20 protein-coding genes and 1 pseudogene are annotated in these 18,600 nt (G+C 69.9%); 5 read left to right on the top strand and 16 right to left on the bottom strand.

What is annotated here, in order from left to right; genetic code table 11:
* Positions 1-126: 126 nt before the first annotated feature.
* From rpsO to CRO12_RS07740, 9 genes are all read right to left on the bottom strand, one after another.
* Complete coding sequence (gene rpsO / locus CRO12_RS07780; protein WP_097063511.1) at positions 127-396, bottom strand: 30S ribosomal protein S15; 270 nt, start codon at positions 394-396, stop codon at positions 127-129.
* 24 nt (positions 397-420) lie between these two features.
* Complete coding sequence (gene truB / locus CRO12_RS07775) at positions 421-1,419, bottom strand: tRNA pseudouridine(55) synthase TruB (protein WP_097063510.1); 999 nt, start codon at positions 1,417-1,419, stop codon at positions 421-423.
* Between the two features lies 1 nt (position 1,420).
* A complete protein-coding gene (locus CRO12_RS07770) occupies positions 1,421-2,101 on the bottom strand; it encodes a site-2 protease family protein (RefSeq protein ID WP_097063509.1) in 681 nt (226 codons plus the stop codon).
* 10 nt (positions 2,102-2,111) lie between these two features.
* Positions 2,112-2,492, bottom strand: a complete 381-nt coding sequence (locus CRO12_RS07765) for a hypothetical protein (protein WP_097063508.1) — start codon at positions 2,490-2,492, stop codon at positions 2,112-2,114.
* Positions 2,489-3,118 (bottom strand): thymidine kinase, encoded by a 630-nt coding sequence (locus tag CRO12_RS07760; protein ID WP_097063507.1) that lies wholly within the window; start codon positions 3,116-3,118, stop codon positions 2,489-2,491. Before CRO12_RS07760 ends, CRO12_RS07765 begins: the two co-directional genes overlap by 4 nt.
* A gap of 566 nt (positions 3,119-3,684) precedes the next feature.
* On the bottom strand, positions 3,685-4,074 hold the full coding sequence (gene rbfA / locus CRO12_RS07755) for a 30S ribosome-binding factor RbfA (RefSeq protein WP_097063506.1): 390 nt from the start codon (positions 4,072-4,074) through the stop codon (positions 3,685-3,687).
* Positions 4,075-4,076: 2 nt separating this feature from the next.
* Positions 4,077-4,628: a hypothetical protein gene (locus tag CRO12_RS07750; RefSeq protein WP_097063505.1), complete on the bottom strand. Its 552-nt coding sequence runs from the start codon at positions 4,626-4,628 to the stop codon at positions 4,077-4,079.
* Between the two features lie 50 nt (positions 4,629-4,678).
* Positions 4,679-7,372 (bottom strand): translation initiation factor IF-2, encoded by a 2,694-nt coding sequence (gene infB / locus CRO12_RS07745; RefSeq protein ID WP_097063504.1) that lies wholly within the window; start codon positions 7,370-7,372, stop codon positions 4,679-4,681.
* Positions 7,373-7,380: 8 nt separating this feature from the next.
* Positions 7,381-8,079: a DUF448 domain-containing protein gene (locus tag CRO12_RS07740; protein WP_097063503.1), complete on the bottom strand. Its 699-nt coding sequence runs from the start codon at positions 8,077-8,079 to the stop codon at positions 7,381-7,383.
* Positions 8,080-8,144: 65 nt separating this feature from the next.
* Between CRO12_RS07740 and CRO12_RS07735 the strand changes: the two are divergent.
* Positions 8,145-8,453, top strand: a pseudogene (locus CRO12_RS07735) (GIY-YIG nuclease family protein).
* A gap of 79 nt (positions 8,454-8,532) precedes the next feature.
* Here the strand turns inward: CRO12_RS07735 and CRO12_RS07730 are convergent.
* The 4 genes from CRO12_RS07730 to CRO12_RS17695 all read right to left on the bottom strand — a co-directional run bounded on the left by CRO12_RS07730 (position 8,533) and on the right by CRO12_RS17695 (position 11,671).
* Positions 8,533-8,763, bottom strand: a complete 231-nt coding sequence (locus CRO12_RS07730) for a tautomerase family protein (RefSeq protein ID WP_097063501.1) — start codon at positions 8,761-8,763, stop codon at positions 8,533-8,535.
* Between the two features lie 5 nt (positions 8,764-8,768).
* Complete coding sequence (gene nusA, locus CRO12_RS07725; RefSeq protein ID WP_097063500.1) at positions 8,769-10,391, bottom strand: transcription termination factor NusA; 1,623 nt, start codon at positions 10,389-10,391, stop codon at positions 8,769-8,771.
* 7 nt (positions 10,392-10,398) lie between these two features.
* Positions 10,399-10,941, bottom strand: a complete 543-nt coding sequence (rimP, locus tag CRO12_RS07720) for a ribosome maturation protein RimP (protein ID WP_097063499.1) — start codon at positions 10,939-10,941, stop codon at positions 10,399-10,401.
* A 181-nt stretch (positions 10,942-11,122) separates the two neighbouring features.
* Positions 11,123-11,671 carry a hypothetical protein gene (locus CRO12_RS17695; protein ID WP_144033563.1) on the bottom strand — a complete coding sequence of 183 codons (549 nt, stop codon included), beginning with the start codon at positions 11,669-11,671 and terminating at the stop codon, positions 11,123-11,125.
* Positions 11,672-11,786: 115 nt separating this feature from the next.
* Here CRO12_RS17695 and CRO12_RS07710 point away from each other — a divergent pair, with 115 nt between their 5' ends.
* A complete protein-coding gene (locus tag CRO12_RS07710; RefSeq protein ID WP_097063497.1) occupies positions 11,787-12,221 on the top strand; it encodes a hypothetical protein in 435 nt (144 codons plus the stop codon).
* On the opposite strand, the gene CRO12_RS07705 is transcribed toward CRO12_RS07710, so the two are convergent.
* On the bottom strand, positions 12,218-12,424 hold the full coding sequence (locus CRO12_RS07705) for a hypothetical protein (RefSeq protein ID WP_097063496.1): 207 nt from the start codon (positions 12,422-12,424) through the stop codon (positions 12,218-12,220). The two genes, CRO12_RS07710 and CRO12_RS07705, sit on opposite strands and share 4 nt — an antisense overlap.
* Positions 12,425-12,489: 65 nt before the next feature.
* On the opposite strand from CRO12_RS07705, the gene CRO12_RS07700 reads away from it, so the two are divergent.
* Positions 12,490-12,882 (top strand): acyl-CoA thioesterase, encoded by a 393-nt coding sequence (locus CRO12_RS07700; RefSeq protein ID WP_097063495.1) that lies wholly within the window; start codon positions 12,490-12,492, stop codon positions 12,880-12,882.
* Here the strand turns inward: CRO12_RS07700 and CRO12_RS07695 are convergent.
* On the bottom strand, positions 12,879-13,307 hold the full coding sequence (locus CRO12_RS07695) for a hypothetical protein (protein ID WP_144033562.1): 429 nt from the start codon (positions 13,305-13,307) through the stop codon (positions 12,879-12,881). The two genes, CRO12_RS07700 and CRO12_RS07695, sit on opposite strands and share 4 nt — an antisense overlap.
* A gap of 48 nt (positions 13,308-13,355) precedes the next feature.
* On the opposite strand from CRO12_RS07695, the gene CRO12_RS07690 reads away from it, so the two are divergent.
* On the top strand, positions 13,356-15,326 hold the full coding sequence (locus tag CRO12_RS07690) for a hypothetical protein (RefSeq protein WP_144033561.1): 1,971 nt from the start codon (positions 13,356-13,358) through the stop codon (positions 15,324-15,326).
* Here the strand turns inward: CRO12_RS07690 and ppc are convergent.
* The gene (ppc, locus tag CRO12_RS07685; RefSeq protein WP_097063492.1) at positions 15,323-17,998 is read right to left on the bottom strand and encodes a phosphoenolpyruvate carboxylase; all 2,676 of its coding nucleotides are present in this window, start codon (positions 17,996-17,998) and stop codon (positions 15,323-15,325) included. The two genes, CRO12_RS07690 and ppc, sit on opposite strands and share 4 nt — an antisense overlap.
* A 104-nt stretch (positions 17,999-18,102) precedes the next feature.
* Here ppc and CRO12_RS07680 point away from each other — a divergent pair, with 104 nt between their 5' ends.
* Complete coding sequence (locus tag CRO12_RS07680) at positions 18,103-18,582, top strand: hypothetical protein (RefSeq protein ID WP_097063491.1); 480 nt, start codon at positions 18,103-18,105, stop codon at positions 18,580-18,582.
* Positions 18,583-18,600: the final 18 nt, after the last annotated feature.

Here is an 18,600-nt window from a genome sequence, read left to right as displayed (position 1 = left end):
CCAATGCGTGGGGGGCCATTGAGGGCTGCCCTTGCAGCCTGATGCGACGGATGGTCCGTCTGCGGGGTCAACGCCGAATTGCGCGACCCCGAATACGACAAGGGCGCCCGAAGGCGCCCTTGAGTGTTATTTGCGAAGACCGAGTTTCGCGATCAGCGCCAGATAGCGGTCGCCATCCGACTTGCGGAGATAGTCGAGCAGCGAGCGCCGCTTGTTGACCATCATCAGCAGGCCGCGCCGCGAGTGGTTGTCCTTCGCGTGGCCCTTGAAGTGCTCCGTCAGGTTGCGGATGCGCTCGGTCAGGATCGCGACCTGGACCTCGGTGGAACCGGTGTCGCCCTCGCTGCGGGCGTGGTCCTTGATGAGCTCCTGGCGGCGCTCAGCGGTAATCGACATGCTATCTTCGTCCTCGACATCGGTTCACAGATTGAAGCCGCGAACGACGCGGGCGTCTCCGCCCACCACCTCCACCAGCGCAACGGGCGTGTCGCCCAGGATCGCGAAGCGGAGGCCATCGGTTCCGGCAATCCCGCCCAGCACTCGCCCCTGACGGAGCGCCCCTGCCTGGTCGGGATCGAGCGCGAGAGCCGGGATGTCGTCCAGCCCCGCCCTCAGCGGCAGGAGTAGGTGTTCAAGGGTGCGCGCCTTACCGCTTTCCGCTAGATTGTCCAGCGATATCGCCTGCGCGAGGTCGAACGGCCCGGCCCTGGTCCGCCGCAGCATGGTCACATGACCGACCGTCCCGAGCGCGAGCGCGATGTCGCGCGCGAGGCTGCGAATGTAGGTGCCCTTCGAGACGTTTGCAGTAAGGGTCACGTCGTGCAGAACCTGCTCAAGCTTGCTTGGAGAGGGGGACTGCTCGCGAAGCGAGTGGTGGGGGGGTGAGCGCGCCGCCTGCGGCTCTGCCCCTCCACCAGCTCCGCTGGTCCCCCTCCCCGAGCCAAGCTCGGAAAGGATTTCGAGCGCGTGCACCGACACATCCCGCGCCGCGAGCACCACTTCCTCGCCCGCCCTCGCCAGATCATAGGCGCGCTTGCCATCGACCTTAAGCGCCGAGAACGCCGGCGGCACCTGCGCGATCGGGCCGGTGAAGCGCGGCAGCACCGCCGCTAGCTCGGCGGCGTTCGGCCGCACGTCGCTTGTCCCCACCACCCGCCCCTCGGCGTCGAGCGTGTCGGTCTGCACGCCGAAGCGGACCGTGAAGTCGTACACCTTGTCGCTGTCGAGCATGCGCCCGGCGAGCTTGGTCGCCTCTCCCAGCGCGACTGGGAGCACGCCGCTCGCGAGCGGATCGAGCGTGCCGCCGTGACCGACCTTCAGCTTGCCGTAGCCGCCGGAGCGCAGCGCGCGCTTGACGGCCGACACGGCGTCGGTCGAGCCGAGCCCGAGCGGCTTGTCGAGGATCAGCCAGCCGTGCATCTCAGGCGAGCCCGACCGCCCCCAGCAGCGTTCGGATCACGGTCCAGGCGATCGGCGCCACCACTCGCCCGACCACGTTCAGCTGCGGCGCGAGCATCGGAATGACGAGCAGCAGCAGGATCAGGATCGGAAAGGCGAAGCGCGCCAGCCGCTGCCACGCCGGCACCGCGCTGCGCGGCAGCAGCCCCTCCACGACATGGCCGCCGTCGAACGGCGGCAGCGGGATCAGGTTGAAGATCGCGAGAAAGACGTTGATCAGCAGGAAGTTGAACAGGTTGGCCAGCACGAATTGCCCGGCGACCCCGCCCGGCGGCTCGCCGCCGCCGATCTGGGCCAGCAGCAGCACCGTGACCGCTGCGAGCGCCAGATTGATCCCCGGCCCGGCGAGCGCGACGAGCATCATCTGAACACGCGGGTGACGCAGCCGCCGCGCCACGACCGGTACCGGCTTCGCCCAACCGAACACCGGCGCGCCGGTCACCGCGAGCAGCAGCGGCAGGGCGACGGTGCCGATCGGATCGACGTGACGGATGGGATTGAGGCTAAGCCGCCCCAGCCGCGCCGCGGTCGGATCGCCGAAGGCGCGCGCGACCCAACCGTGCGCGACCTCGTGGAACACGATCGCGACTACCAGCGGGATCAGCCAGGATGCGATCCGCCACGGCAGGCCGTCGGCACTCATGCGGTGGCGCTCACGGGCGGCGCGCCGCCCCCGGCGTACCCGGCGGCGGTGCCGCATGGACGATGCTGTCGATCCCGCACACACGCCCGGGATAGCGGTTCGACGCGACGGTGGACTGACGATCGAGGCGGCTATCGAAGCGGGTCCGGGTGATCAGCGCCGCCTGGCCGTCGGCGGGCAGGCATTCGCCCGACAGCGTGACTCGGTACCAGCGCTGGCGCTGGTCCTGCATATGGACGATCCGATGGTCGCCGTGGTCGACGACATAGCTGCGAATGCCGCCGGACCGGTTCAGCGGGATGGTGGTTTCACCGCTTGCCCTGCGTTCGCTCTGGACCGACGCGGCGGCAGGCGTCGCAGCCAGCACGAGAACGGCGACAAGCATCTTCATGGCAGAGCCTCCTGTTCGATCCTGGTTGAACCGGCGCCGAGCAGCAGCGTTCCGGCGAGCGCTTCCGTGAAGTGGCGACGGCACAGTGCGACATAGCGGTCGTTGCCGCCGATCTCGGTCTGCGCACCGGCGCTGACCGCGCGGCCGTCCGCCCCGACCCGCGCGTTCATGGTGGCCTTGCGCCCGCATAGGCACACCGACTTGATCTCGAGCAGCGCATCGGCGAGCGCCAGCAGTCGCGCCGAGCCCGGGAACAGTGCGGCACGGAAGTCGGTCCGCAGGCCATAGGCGAGCACGGGCACTCCGAGCGTGTCTGCCACCGCGGCGAGCTGATCGACCTGAGCCTCGCTCAGGAACTGCGCTTCATCGACGAGTACGCACCCGAGAGTGCCGCGCGCGTGCTCCTGCTCGACACAGCCGTAGAGGTCGGTCGTCGCGTCAAAGGCGGTGGCCGGCGCCACCAGCCCGATCCGCGACGCGATCGTGCGCGCGGCGAATCGATCGTCGATCGCGGCCGTGAACAACATCGTCCGCATGCCCCGCTCGCGGTAGTTGAAGTCCGCCTGCAACAGGTTGGTCGACTTCCCCGCATTCATGCTGGCGTAGTAGAAGTAGAGCTTGGCCATCAGGCTCAGAAGCGTATCTTTGCGGCTATGTCCACGCCCATTCCTGCGGCGATCCATCCGCTCCTAGTCTGCGAAGATCGGTACAACGGCACGTATAGCAGCGGTGCGTGGTGGACAGTCGCCGAGGCTGATCGGCCGTTTGAAGAACTCAGCAGAATTGTTTGGCTGTGGGAACATGGGCCGGGCGCGGACGACGTTATGGCAGCGTCTTTCTGAGCGGAGCCGCCGGCGTGGATTGCGGCCGGCGGAACACCGGATGAAGCGATCGAGCGCCTGCTGGCGCAAGCACGAAGTGACGGTGATGGGTGGTCACCGCTAGCGCCCGAATGAGACCCTCGCTATACGGCGATGTTCGACACCTGAACGAACTCGTGCGAGCCTAAGCCTCAATCGTTCGTGCTGAGTAGCGGCTGAGCGAAGCCGAAGACGCGTATCGAAGCACTTGGGACAGTCCTTCGATACGCCATTTCGGCAAGCTCAATGGCTACTCAGGACGAACGGTTCTGCCTTAAATAGCCGTCTGCTGATGATCGAAGCGCGCTGACCGACGATGTTCGGCCCAGCTCTTACCCTCCGCCGTCGAGGTCGCGCGCGACGCTTTCCGAGCGCAGCAGAGCGTCAATGTGGCTGCCTTCGTCGAAGCTCTCGTCCGCCAGGAACTTCAGCTTGGCCGCGTACTTCATCTTGATGCGGTGTGCGACCTCGCGCTGTAGGTAGGCGGTGTTGGTGCGCAGCGCCTTCAGCACCGCCTCCTCGTCCTTGCCCAGCAGCGGCTTTACGAACACGGTGGCGTGGCGCAGGTCGGGTGACATCCGAACCTCGGTAACGCTGACTAGGTGGCTGGCGAGTACCTCGTCATGCACGTCGCCGCGCTGCAGGATCTCGGACAGAATGTGGCGCACCTGCTCGCCGACGCGCAGCGTGCGAACGGACTTCTCGGGCGTGTCGCTCTTCATGGTCAACCGAAGTGGCAGTGGTACCAGTGCACGTCCAGCCGGTAACACCAGCGGACGTCGTAGAACAGTTTCGCGGCCGCGGGACTGATCCGGCCTCCGGCCCAGCCGTTGGCGCCGGCCAGCCGGTCCGACGGATCGAAGACGACCGCTCGCGACGCGCCGAGCATCCCGTTCTGCGTCAGGAACCGCACCGCGCCGTCGCGCCGCTCCACCGCGAGCACGCCCGGCATGGTAATCGCCGCGCCGCTCGCAACCGCGTCGAACGACGCCCGTTCGCGCGCGAGCAGCTGGCGGGAGGGCATGACATGCGCCTGGCGCAGCACCGGGTTGAGCAGCACCAGCGTGGCGACGATCGCCAGCAGCATCGGCCCGACCAGCAGGAGCGCGGGCAGACCCCGTGCCCGCAGGCCCCACACGGCGACCACCGCCTCCATCACGATCACGAACCCGGCAAAGGCGACCGCGAGCGCGACGAAGATCCCGGCCTGCCCCAGCCACCACGTACCGGCGAAAATCGCCGTCAGCCCGATGACGAGCCACGCCCCGGCCGCCATCCCGCGCCGGCGGAGACCGCGGGCGAGACGATCGTCCCGCCCGCCGTCCGTCAAAGCGTGCGCTCGCGCATCTCGACCTCGAAGGTCTCGAGGTAGTCGCCGGCCTTGATGTCGGTAAAGTTCTGCGTGAACGTCACACCGCACTCCAGACCCGCACGGACCTCGGCCACGTCGTCCTTGAAGCGGCGCAGCGACGCGATCTCACCGTTGTAGATGATGACGTCGTTGCGCGTGATGCGCGCCTTGAGCGCCTTGCGGATGACGCCTTCGGTAACGAGCAGACCCGCGGCCTTGCCGTGCTTGCCCGCCGAGAAGACCTCGCGGATCTCGGCGCGGCCGACCACCGTCTCGAACGCCTCCGGCCCGAGCTCGCCCGCCATACCGGCGCGGATCTCGTCCAGCAGGTCGTAGATGACGTCGTAGTACTTCAGCGCCACCTTGCCGCGCTCGGCGATCTCGCGTGCCTTGGCATTCGCACGCACGTGGAAGCCGATGATCGGCGCCCCCGACGCGGCCGCGAGCGTCACGTCGCTTTCGGTGATGCCGCCGACACCCGAGTGGAGCACGCGTGCCCGGATGAGGTCGGTCGAAATCTTGTTGATCGACGCGACGATCGCCTCGACCGAGCCCTGCGTGTCCGCCTTGACGACCAGCGGATACTCGATCGCCTGGTTCGCCTTAAGCGCGGAGAACATGCTCTCCAGGCTGGCCGGCGCATTGGTGGTGCGCTTCTGCTGGATCACGCCGGCGCGATATTCCGCGACCTCGCGGGCGCGCGCCTCGTTCTCCACCACCTGCAGCGGATCGCCCGCCGACGGCACGCCTGACAGGCCGAGCACCTCGACCGGAGTCGACGGGCCGGCCTGCTTGATCTGGCGACCCTTGTCGTCGACCAGCGCGCGGACCTTGCCGCTCTCCGCGCCGACCACGAACACGTCGCCGACCTTCAGGGTGCCGCGCTGGACCAGCACGGTCGCAACCGGGCCGCGACCCTTGTCGAGCTTGGCCTCGATCACCGACCCCTCGGCCGGACGATCCGGGTTGGCGGCGAGCTCGAGCAGCTCGGCCTGGATCTGGATCTTCTCGACCAGCTCGTCGAGGCCCGTCTTTTTGAGCGCGGACACCTCCACATTCTGGGTGTCGCCGCCCATTTCCTCGACCACCACCTCGTGCTCGAGCAGACGCTCGCGGATGCGCTGGGGGTTCGCCTCCGGCTTGTCGACCTTGTTGATCGCGACGATCATCGGCACGCCGGCCGCCTTGGTGTGGTTGATGGCCTCGATCGTCTGAGGCATCAGATTGTCGTCCGCCGCCGCCACCAGCACGACGATGTCGGTGACGTTCGCCCCGCGTGCACGCATCTCCGTAAACGCCTCGTGGCCGGGCGTGTCGAGGAAGGTGATCTGCGACTTGTCCTTCAGCGTCACCTGATACGCACCGATGTGCTGGGTGATGCCGCCGGCCTCGCCCTTCACCACGTCCGTGCCGCGGAGCGCATCGAGCAGGCTGGTCTTGCCGTGATCGACGTGGCCCATGATGGTCACGACCGGCGCACGTGGCTTGAGCGTGTCCGCCGAGTCCTCGCTCGTGTCGAGCGCCAGGTCGACGTCCGAGTCGCTCACGCGGACGATGTTGTGGCCGAACTCGGTGACCAGCAGCTCGGCCGTGTCCTGGTCGATGGTCTGCGTCATGGTGACGGGCATACCCATCTTGAACAGCGTCTTGACCAGGTCGGCGCCCTTTTCCGCCATGCGGTTGGCGAGCTCCTGAACGGTGATCGCCTCCGGCACCTGGACGTCGCGGACCTGCTTGGCCTGCGCCTCGCGCGGGCCACCGAAGCCGCGCTTCTCCTTCTCGCGCGCACGCTTCAGCGCGGCGAGGCTGCGGGCACGCGCGCCGCCATCGTCGGACAGCGCCCGATTGACGGTCAGCTTGCCGCCGCGGCGCTCGTCGCCCTTGCGGTCGCGCTGCTGGGGACGCGCCGGAACCGCGTTGCGCGGCGTGGCGACGCCCGACGGCAGGCTGCGGGGCGCGCTCGCGCCACCGGACGACGCCGCCGGCTGGGCGGCAGCCGCGGTCGGTGCCGGCGCAGGCGCCGGCTTCTCGACCGGCTTCGGGATCTCAGGGCGCTGCACGGGCGTGAAGCGGCGCGGCGCGGGGCGGTTCGGATCGGCGCGCAGCTCGATCGGCGCCGCGGGAGCGGGAGCCGGCGTCGGAGTAGGTGCGGGCGTCTGAACTGGTGCCGGAGCGGGCGCGGGCGCGGGCTGCGCAACCGGAGCCGGTGCCGGCGTCGGCCCGGGCTGCGGCGCGGCCGCGGCGGCCGCCTCGGCCTCCGCGCGCTCGGCGGAGCGGCGACGCTCCTCTTCGCTCGCCTCACGGGCCAGCCGCTCGTCCCGCCGACGCGCGTCCTCAAGCGCCGCCATGCGCTGCTCGTCCGCCTCGCGCAGCAGCTTGGCCTGACGCTCCTGCGCAGTCAGCCCGTCGTTCAGCGGCCGCGCAGCCGGGGCCGGCGACGGCATGGGCGCGACCGGAGCGGGCGCCGGCGCGGGCGCAGCCTCCTGGACCGGCGCATCGGTGGGCGCACCGTTAGGCCCGAGCACGCGGCGGCGCTTCACTTCGACCACCACCGTGTTAGAACGGCCGTGGCTGAAGCTCTGCTTGACCTTGCCGGTCTCCACCGTGCGCTTCAGCCCCAGCGGCGCGCGCATGCCCAGCTTCGGCTTGTCATTGTCGGTATCGCTCATGCGCCTCTTCAAATTCCTTCGTCGACCGGCCCACGCCCAGGGACGGCCTGTGTGTCAGTTGCCGATGCGCCCTGCGCGGCCGTGGCGCAAGGTTCAGGGGCGGGTGCGGGTCCGATAAAATGCAGCCAGCGGGATAGCGCCGCGCGCACCCGCTCGGCCGCCTGAGCGTCCGTCAAACCGGCGTGTACCACATTTTCGCGGCCTAGCGCCAAGGACAATATGGTGCGGTCCACCGGCAAAACCAAGCCCCGTGCACCCGACCCTTCCCGATCGGAGCCGACGCGCCACGCCTGCGCGAGCTTCGCCGCCCCGTCCGCGCCTGCGTCGGAGGCGTGGAGCAGCAGGTGCAGCTTGCCGCTGCGCGCCGCCGTCTCGATCCGGTCGGTGCCGAACAGCAGGTGCCCGGCCTTGGCCTCGAGCCCCAGCCGATCCAGTGCCGCGCGTTCGAGCTGGCTGGCGATCAGCGCGCCGAGATCATCGGGGATCGTGAGCGCCGCGCCTTTGAACGCGCGGGCGAGTGCGCTCTTCAGCTTGCCCTTGGCGTGCGCCTGATCCAGCTCCGCGCGCGACACACCGATCCACGCACCCCGCCCCGGCGCGCGCGCCCGCACGTCCGGCAGCACGGCGCCGTCGGGCGAAATCGCGAGCCGGATAAGTCCGTCGCGCGGCCCCGAGTCGCGGCTGAGAATGCAGGTGCGGTCGTTCATGCCGCCGTCCCCACCGCAACGTCACCCCGGCCTTGAGCCGGAATCCAAGTTGCACAAGCTGGCGCATGTGGGACGGACAACCATGCGTCTACATGATGGCCAGCGGGTGCAATGGAACGCTGTATGTCGGCGTGACCTCGGACCTCGTTGCTCGCGTGGTCCAGCATCGCGGAGGCGCCTATGCCGGCTTCACCGACCGGTACGGCGCCAAGCGGCTTGTCTGGTTCGAGACTGCAGCCAGCATGATGGACGCAATCGCCGTGGAGAAACGGATCAAACGCTGATGCCGCGACTGAAAGATCGAGCTGATCGAGCGCGCCAATCCGCACTGGAACGACTTGGGTCCGGCAATCGGCTTGCCGCCGCTCCTGTAACCGCCACGACAGCGCGCGCGGACCCATGGACCCCGGCTCGAGGCCGGGGTGACGAGGTTGGTTGTTCAGCTGTCGCGTTTCATCGAGGGGCATCCGCATCAGCGTCCTCCCTCGGCTTGGCGGCGTCGCGGTCGGCGATCAGCTGACCGGCCGCGCCGTAGTTCTCGAGGCTCAGCTCGGTGATGTTCACCTGCACCGCCGCCGCGGGCTTGCCGAGGCGCGCGACCATGGAGGCGGTCACGTCGGCGACGATCCCGGCCTTCTGCTCGCGCGTCGCGGGGCCGGCGAGGCGGATGTCGATGAACGGCATCGCGATCAGGCCTCCTCGCCCGCATCCGCGTCAGCCGGTGCCGGCTCCTCGTCGGCGAACCAGTGCGCGCGCGCGGCCATGATGATCTCGTTCCCCTGCTCGTCGCTGAGGCCGTAGGTGGCAAGGATACCCCCCTTGTCCTCGCTGCGCTGCGGGGGCGCGTTCTCGGCGCGGCGGCGCGGCTCGGCGCGCTTCTTCTGGACGAGCTCGTCGGTCGCGAGATCGGCGAGGTCGTCCAGCGTCTTGATACCCGCCTTGCCGAGCGTGACCAGCATCGCCTCCGTCAGGTACGGCATGGTGGCGAGATCGTCCTCGACTCCGAGCGCGCGACGCTCCTCGCGGTTGGCCTGCTCGCGGCGCTCCAGCGCCTCGGCCGCGCGGCTCTGCAGCTCCTGCGCCAGATCCTCGTCGAAGCCCTCGATCCCCGCGAGCTCGTCGAGCTCGACATACGCGACCTCCTCCAGCTCGCCGAAGCCCTCGGCGACGAGCAGCTGGGCGAGCGTCTCGTCGACGTCCAGTTCCTTCTCGAACATCGCGGAGCGCTCGACGAACTCCTTCTGTCGCTTCTCGGACGCGTCCGCCTCCGTCAGGATGTCGATCGCCTTGCCGGTCAGCTGCGATGCCAGCCGGACGTTCTGGCCGCGGCGGCCGATCGCGAGCGAGAGCTGGTCGTCAGGTACCACCACCTCGATCCGGTCGTCCTCCTCGTCAATCACGACGCGGGCGACGTTGGCGGGCTGGAGCGCGTTGACGACGAACGTCGCGGTGTCGGGCGACCAGGGGATGATGTCGATCTTCTCGCCCTGCATCTCCTGCACGACCGCCTGCACGCGGCTGCCCTTCATGCCGACGCAGGCGCCGACCGGGTCGATGCCCGAATCGTGGCTGATCACGCCGATCTTGGCGCGGCTGCCCGGATCGCGCGCCGCGGCCTTGATCTCGATGATGCCATCGTAGATCTCCGGCACTTCCTGCGCGAACAGCTTCTTCATGAAATCGGGATGCGCGCGGGACAGAAAGATCTGCGGGCCGCGGTTCTCGCGGCGAACGTTCAAGATGATCGAGCGGACCCGGTCGCCCACGCGGACCAGCTCGCGCGGGATCTGCTGGTCGCGACGGATCACGCCCTCGGCGCGGCCCAGGTCGACGACCACGTGGCCGAACTCGACGCGCTTGGCGACGCCGATGATGATCTCGCCCTGGCGATCCTTGAACTCTTCGAACTGGCGCTCGCGCTCGGCATCGCGGACCTTCTGGAAGATGATCTGCTTGGAGGCCTGCGCCTGAATGCGGCCGAACTCGATCGGAGGCAGCGGATCGACGATATAGTCGCCGATCTGCGCATCCTTCTGCAGCTTCTGCGCGCCCTTCAGGTCGACCTGTTTGAAATAGTCCTCGACCACCTCGACCACCTCGACCACGCGCCACAGGCGAAGGTCGCCGGTGTTGGGGTCGAGCTTCGCGCGGATGTCGTTCTCGCTGCCGTAACGGTTCTTGGCGGCGCGCTGGATCGCGTCCTCCATCGCCTCGATGACGATGGCCTTGTCGATCAGCTTCTCCTTCGCGACCGAGTCGGCGATCGCGATCAGTTCGGCCTTGTTGGCGGAGATGGCGGCGGCAGAGGCCATGGGGAACTTACCCTTCTTGCTCGATGATCCGGTCGGCGCCCTCGGCCGACAGGGGTTGGGTGGCGGCGATCAGCGCGTCGGTGATGACGAGCTTGGCGTCGGAAATCTTGTGGAACGGCACCGTCATCGGCTGGTGCTTGCGGACGTCAACGGTGACCTGGTCGCCCTCGATGCCCATCAGAATGCCGTTTAGCTGCTTGCGCCCGTCGACCTGCTCGCTGAGCGTGACGCGCGCCTCGTGCCCCTGCCAGTCCGCGAAGTCCTGGAGGCGGGTGAGCGGACGATCGATCCCGGGCGACGACACCTCGAGGCGGTAAGCGTGCTCGATCGGGTCGCGGCCCACCTCCTCCAGCGCATCGAACCGGTCGGAGATCCGGCGCGACAGCTCAGCGCAATCGTCGATGGTCAGCTGGCGCGTATCCGGCCGCTCGGCCATGACCTGCAGCGTTGGGTCCGACTGGCCGCCGAACATCTTGACGCGCACCAGCGCGAACCCGAGCGCTTCCGCCTCCGGTTCGATCAGCGCGGTGATGGTCGCGAGGTCGGCCAAGCCCTATCGTACTCCCAATCGGCCTCGCTGCCGGCCCCGGGTGGGACCAGCCTCGGCATGGTGACGATGTCGAGAAGGCAGGCGCGATATAGGCCGGTTCGCGCGGCGCGACAAGCCTCTTGGCGGAAGCGCCGGCGCCCCATCCCCCGCGGGACGGGCGCCGGTGCCCTCGGTATTGGTGTCAGTAGGCGATCGGGGCGGCGGTCGCCGTGGTCGCCGCCCGGGTCGAGTTGTGCCCGCCGTTGCGGTACAGGATGTCGCTCACCGTGCCCCGGTCCACGGTCGCTGTGGAGTCGATCGACACCAGCGTGCCGCCGCCGCCGATCCGCTCCTGATAATAGCCGGCATCCGCCTCGCTGATCCCGTGCTTCTGACGCGACTCGTTCAGCCCGCCCGCGACCGCGCCGGCCGCCGCGCCGATCGCCACCGCTTCCGGTACTGCCGAGGCCGCGATCGCGCCCAGCGCCGCAAGCGGACCGACGCCCGGGATTGCCAGGGCGGCGACACCGAGTCCCGCGCCCAGCGCCCCGCCGCCGATCAGGCCGCGCACGATGCTGCCGTGGCCGTCGCCGTGGGTCTCGCCCGTGCCGCTGGTCGTCGTGGTGCGACCGTTCTCCTGCGCGATGATCGAGAGCGACGAGTCGGGCACGCCCGCCTGGCGCAACTCGGCAATCGCGTGGTCGGCGTCGGTCTCGCTGTCGAAGACAGCCGATGCGATACTCTGGATCATGTACATCCTCTCCACGCGCCAGCGGCTTGCTGACGCCGGACCAACCGGTGAGGTACGCTGCCGTTCCGTTCGGGAGTCAAGGAACACGCGCAACAGTACGGCGGTTGGCGCCCCGATGATCAGCTGGGTCGCACCGCTCCTGCTTCTCGCCGCCGGCCCGACCGGGCAGGCGCCGGCACAGGTGACGTCACGGAGCCCAATCGATCGGGACGCGGCCGCCGCCGTGGCGGTCGTGCGGCGCTACCGGGCGCTGCTCGCCGGCCATGACGAGGCCCGGGCGCAGCGGCTGTGGGAGCCGCAGGCGCGGGTAGCGCCACGCGAGCGGCGCCTGACCCGTTTCGGAGCCTTCACCGTCGGCACGCCTTCTCGGGTCGAGCCCGGCGCCGGGCAGCGCTACGTCACGGTGCCGATCATTGTGAAGAGCAAGCTGCGGGACGGAACTGCGACCCGGCGTGGTGCGGTCGTCCTGCATCGCGTCGCGGCGGAGATCGACGGTGCGACGCCGGCGCAGAAACGCTGGCGGATCCGGGAGGTGCGGATCGGCGACTAGCCGGCGTTCAGGACCTTCATCAGCTCCTGCAGGTCCTTGTCGTCGACCTGCCCGCCGAGCACGTCGGTCTGCGCAGCCACCGCGCGGCCCGCCTCATGGCTGCCGAATCCGACGAACAGCACCGCACTGACGCACACGCCGCCCGCCCACCACAGCGCGCGCCAGCGGCTGCGAAAGATGCGGGAAGGGTTGCGCGGAAGCATGACGCTGCCCTACCCGCCAGGCGGTGAAGCCTTCGCAAGGAGGGGTGGTTAAGCCCGCGCATACCATGACTCCCTTCCAGCAGCGCTTCACGGCCACCCCGGCCGACATCGACGAACTCGGCCACGTCAATAATGCGGTGTGGGTGCGCTGGATTCAGGACATCGCGGTCGCGCACTGGGCGGCGGTCGCCCCTGCCGATCACGTCGCGGCCTATGTCTGGGTCGTGACCCGGCACGAGATCGACTATCGCGGCAACCTGGTGGCGGGCGAGAGCGTCGCGGCCGAGACGTGGGTCGGCGATGCCCCGCGCGGTGCCCGCTTCGACCGCCACGTCCGCTTCACCGGCGACGACGGCCGCGTGAAGGTGGAGGCGCGGACCACCTGGGCGATGCTCGAGCGCGCGACCGGCCGGCTGATGCGGGTGACGCCGGAGATTGCGGCGCCGTTCCGCGGCTAGCCGTCCGCCCCTTGGCAGCGGCGTCGCATCGCAAGCGTCGCCCCCTGATCGAGGCCGCAATTGTGGATGGCGCAGACCTGCCCCGCCGCATCGGTCATGACCGCGTAAGGAAGGCTGCCGGCGAGCTGGAGATAGGCGTCGATCGCGCGCGGCGAGCGCCAAATCCGCTCGGCCGGAACCCCGGCGAGCAGTGCCCCTGTCCGCGCCGACCCGTCGACGGGGGTCACCCGCACCGCGATCGGCGCCGCCGCGGCGATGATCGCTTCGAGCTGGCGCAGCTCGGCCCGGCACGGCACGCACCACGACGCGACGAACAGCACGACGCTGCTCGGCGGCAACGCCGGCGCATCGATGGGCGACGGGGCGGCTCCGACCGAACCGAGCAGCGCCAGCAAACCGATAGGGAGCGATCGAACGCTGGACATCGCTGAGCGGCTCTGCTGTCCTTCTGCGCGCATAGGGAGGGTGGGATAATGCTTAGCGTGATGGCGGCGCTCGCCGCAACCGCGGCACAGGCCGCGCCGGCACCGACGACGGCGGCCGGGTCGCAGGCGCGCTTCGACGCGGCGACCAAGGCGTGGCAGGAGGGCCGCTGCGCCGAGGCCGTCACCCTGTTCGACGCGCTGGCGACCAGCGATACCGCCCGCCGCAACGCGACCGTCGCGGCGGCGATCGCGGTCAGACGCGGCATGTGCCTCTCCCGGCTGGGACGCGCCGACGAAGCAGAGGCGAGCATCCGCGGCGGCATCGACCGGCTCGCCGTGACGGAGAGCCTGCGCGACGAGGCAGCCGACGCCTATCACCAACTCGCGGCGCTGGCGCAGCTCCGGCTCGATTACGACACTGGCATCGCCGACGCGAACCGCGCGCTCGCGCTGACGAGCGGCGTCCAGCGGATCCGGCCGCTGCTGATGCTCGCGGCGCTGACCCGGTTCGACGGGGACGGATCGGCGATCCGGTCGACAGCGGAGGCGCTCCAGCTGATCGAGATGGCGCCCAAGGCGACCAAGCAGGACATCGCCACCGCGCAGGTCGCCGCGGCCCGCGCGCTGCTCGCCGCGGACCGCATCGACGAGGCGAACGCGCTGCTCAAGAAGGCGCTATCCAACAACGGCGGGCTGACCACGCGCTCGACGCTTGCCGACATCGCGACGCGCTACGATCTGGCGCAGGTCGCGCTCTTGAAGAAGCGGCCGGACGAGGCGCGGCTCTACCTCGCCTACACCGGCGCGGGGCGGCAGAGTGACACCCCGTTCGAGCGCGCCGACTCGCTCAAGGTGCCGGATTGCGGCGAGGTGCCGGGGCTGACGCCGGAGAGTTCGGCCGTGGTCGAGTTCTCGCTGGCGGAGGACGGCACGGTCACGCGGGCCGAGCCGGTCTACGCACGCGGCGGCCGGGCAGTCGCGCTCGCCTTCGGGCGCGCGGTGCTCGACTGGAGCTGGAAGCCGGAGGTCGCCAAGGCGATCGCCCCCTTCTACCGCGCGATCACCCGCGTCGAGCTGCGCTGCACCAGGAGCGCGTCGGGCGGCGACCTGTCGCTGCCGCTGCGCACCGCCAGCGAGGCCTGGCTGCAGCAGCAGGGCGTTGCCGCGCCGCCGGAGAGTGAGCGCCCCGCGGAGCTGATCGCTCGTTGGCGCGCGGCGGCAACGGGCAGCGACGCCGCCGCGCTCGCCGCCAACCTCCAGATCGCGCACTCGCCGCTCGCGCCCGCCACCGAACAGAAGGCCGCTGCCGAGCGCACGATCGCACTCGCGGCGGCACTTGGCGCGCCGACTGCGGTGAAGACGGACGCGGCGCTTGCCGCGCTCGACCAGAGCGGACCTATCGGCAGCACGGCCGATCTGCAGCGCAGCTTCGAGCGCCGCGACCAGTCGTTGCGGGCGCTGCTCGCCCGGCCGGAGATCGCCGCCGATCCGGTAAGCGCCGCGACGCTGCGTCTCGCGATCGCGCGGCAGTTCCCGAATGGAGAGAAGAAGCAGGTTGCCGACGCCGATCAGTTGCTCGCCGCGGTCGCGGACGCGCGCGGCCTGCCGGAGCGGCACCCGCTCAAGGTCCATGCGCTGCTCGCTCAGGCGAACGCGGCGGCGGCGCGCGGCGACCTCGCGGCGGCGGCAAGCGCGTTCGGGCGCACCGGGCTGACGGAGCAGCAGTGCGCGCTGATCGGGGCCACGCCCAGGATCGAGTCGAGCGGCGCATCGGCGTCGCTCTACCCCGCCGACCTCGTCCGCATGGGGTTCGAGGGCTGGACCCAGGTCGAGTTCGACATCGCCGCCGACGGCCGGACCGCCGCGCAGCGCGCGCTGATCTCCTACCCGCCCTTCCTGTTCGGCGATGTCGCGAGCACAATGGTTGCCAAGACCCGCTTTGCGCGCAGCTACCGGCCGGAGGCGACGGTCGCCTGCGCCGCCGACAAGCGCACCTTCATCTTCAAGCTTCCGAGCTAGCCCGAGTTGCGCAGCGCGGTCGCGATCGCGTTGATCGACAGCAGAATGCCCTCGCCGATCCGCGGATCGTCCTCACCCGATCGGTGCCGCTTCAGCAGCTCGATCTGGAGCAGGTTGAGCGGCTCGATATAGGGTAGGCGCAGGCGGATGGAGGCGCCGAGCGCCGGGTTCTTCTCGAGCAGCCGGGTCTGGCGGGTGACCTGGAGCAGGCAGTCGTGGGTCCGCTGCCACTCGTCCCTGATCCGGCCGAAGATGTCGCCGCCCAGCGCCCGGTCCTCCACCAGCGACGCGTACCGGGCGGCGATCGTCATGTCGGACTTGGCGAGCACCTGCTCCATGTTGGCGAGCGTCGCGGCGAACAGCGGCCAGTGTGCCGCCATGTCGCGCAGCAGCTCCTTGTCGTCGAACCCGGCAAGCGCGGTCCCGACTCCGTACCAGCCCGGCAGCATGACCCGCGCCTGCGCCCAGCTGAATACCCAGGGGATCGCGCGCAGATCCTCGATCGCGTCCGACTTCTTGCGGCTGGCCGGCCGCGAGCCGATCTTCAGCCCGGCGATCTCCGCGATCGGCGTCGCCTGTCGGAAAAAGCTCCGGAAGCCCTCCGTCTCGTAGACGAGCCCGCGATAGGCGCGGAAGGCGGCGTCGCTCAAGGCATCCATCGCGCCGTGGAAGGGCGCGCGGTCCTGTTCCGGAAGCTCGGCCGGGGCCAGGCTGGCGAGCAGGGTCGCCGCGGTCATCGCCTCCAGGTTGGTCGCCGCCGACGCGCGCGTGCCGTACTTGGCCGCGATCACCTCGCCCTGCTCCGTGATGCGGATGCGCCCCTGGATGGTGCCGGGCGGCTGCGCCTGGATCGCCTGGAACGCCGATCCGCCGCCGCGCCCGACCGCACCCCCGCGGCCATGGAACAGCTGCATCCGGACTCCCGCATCGTCGAACACCGGGGCCAGCGCCGACGATCCCTTCGACAGCTGCCAGGTGGAGGTCAGGTAACCGCCGTCCTTGTTGGAATCGGAGTAGCCGATCATGACCTCCTGCACGCCGCGCGTGCACGAAATCGCGGCGACCTCCGGCAGCGCGAACCAGGCGCTCATAATTCCGGGCGCGCGCTCCAGGTCGGCGACCGTCTCGAACAGCGGAATGGCCATAATGTCGGCCTCCGGCGTGTCGCCGCCGCGGTACAGCCCCGCTTCCTTCAGCAGCAGGTGGACCTCCAGCAGGTCCGACACCGACTGCGCCATGGACACGATGTAGTTGATAATCGCCGCGCGGCCGTAGGTGCGGTGCCCGTCGGCGACCGCGCGCACGATCGCGAGCTCGGACGCGGTCTCCTCCGAATAGGCGGCGTAGGGGCTGGTCAGCGGACGCGGGCTGGCGAGTTCCCGGCGCAGCAGGGCGACCCGCGCCTCCTCGTCGAGCGCGAGATAGTCGTCGCACGCGCCCCCGGCCTTCAGCAGTTCCGCCACCACCCGCTCGTGCACCGCGCTGTTCTGCCGCAGGTCGAGCGTCGCCAGATGGAACCCGAACACCTCCACCGCCCGGATCAGCCGGCCGAGCGCACCGCCGCTGGAGAGCGGCCCGTGCGACTCGCCCGACAGGCCGTGCGCAAGCTGGGCGAGGTCGGCCCGGAGCGCCGCTGGGTCGGGGTAAGGCTCGCCGCTCAGCGCGCCCGGGCGCGGCGCGGGCTTGCCGGTGATCTTGAGGTGGGTGGCGGCGAGCCGCGCGTAGATCCCGGAGAGCGCGCGGCGATAGGGTTCGTCGGCGCGGCTCGCGGCCGCGTCCCCGCTCGCCGCCGCGAGCGCCTGGACCGCGTCGCCGACCGCGACATGCTCGGTCGAAATCGACAGCTCGGCGCCGAGCGCGTGAACCTGCTCCAGGTAATGGCCGATCACCGCCTCGCCCGCGCGGGCGAGCGCCAGGCGGAGTGAGGCCGCATCGACGTTCGGATTGCCGTCGCGGTCGCCGCCAATCCACGTGCCCGGCCGCAGAAAGGCGGGGACGCGCGCGCCAAACGCCCGGTCCCAGCGCGCATAGAGCGCCGGCAGCGCGGGGAGGAACACGTCGCGCAGGTAGCTGAGCGCGGTATCCACTTCATCGGCGACGTAGAGCCGCTCGCGGCGCAGCACCCGCGTCTGCCAGAGCAGCGCGATCTGCCGCAGGATGGCGTCGTCGATCTGGTCGCCCTCGGCCGTCTCCTCCAGCCCGCGATCCTTCAGCAACAGCAGCTCGGCGATCCGGTTGCGGTGGTCGATCATCGACTTGCGCCGCACCTCCGTCGGGTGCGCGGTCAAAACGGGCGCGACCAGCGCACCGTCCAGCAGCGCCGCCGCGGTGGCGCGATCGACGCCCGCCGCGGCGAGCCGCTCCAGCGCGTGCGCGACATCGGCGCCCTGCTCCGCCGCGACGCCCTGGCGATCCTCGGCCAGGTTCGCGAGCATGGAGAAGAGCATGAAGCCGCGCGTGAAATCGAGCGTCTCGTCGAGCGACAGGCGGTCCAGCCCGCGATCGATCCCGTCCGCCCCCGCGACGCCGCGCGCACGGTCGACGGAGGTCGCGCGGATATACTCGATCCGCTTGAACAGCGCCTCCCCGCCGTAGGCGCGGATGACGTCGCCGAGCAGCTTGCCCAGGAAACGCACGTCGGGATTGTTGGCGATCGGGGGATGGCTGGCCATGAGCCTTTGCTGCACCGCACACGCCGCGGCGGTCAACGGAGAAAGCGTTGACGAGGGCATCCGGCACTCCTAAGTGTGTTACCTACGTAACACGGAGAGAGCCGATGCGCGCGTTTGCCCTGATCCCCGTCCTCCTGCTCGCCGCCTGCGGCGACGGCGCGAAGGAGGGTACCGCGATCTCGATCACCGGCGCCGACAACAGCTTCAGCGCGGAGATGGGATCAAGGGACGGCACCATCGCGATCAAGGCACCCGGCTTCTCCGGCGCGATCGACCTGCCCAAGATCCAGCTGGACGCCGGCAATTTCGACATCGACGGCGTGCGCCTGCCCGAGGGATCGAAGATCCGCAACCTCAACGTCGTCGATCGCGGTGAGAAGGAGGCGGTGGAGGTGCGGTTCAGCAGCCCGGTCGCCCCGGGCGCGGTGCTCGAGCACTTTCGCGGCCGGCTGGCCGGCAAGGGCTATACGCTGACGACGAACGGCGCCGCGCTGACCGGCACGACCGACGAGGGCAAGTCCTTTCGGCTGTCGAGCCGCGGCGGCGCCGGAGGGTCGGAGAGCGTCCTCTCGATCGGCGGCTAGGGCGGGGTCGGCTGCTGC

Origin of the sequence: Sphingomonas guangdongensis, assembly GCF_900199185.1 — a bacterium.
GTDB lineage: Bacteria > Pseudomonadota > Alphaproteobacteria > Sphingomonadales > Sphingomonadaceae > Sphingomonas > Sphingomonas guangdongensis.
The sequence above is the reverse complement of the archived record's forward strand: the minus strand, read 5'-3'. Positions and strand labels throughout refer to the sequence as shown.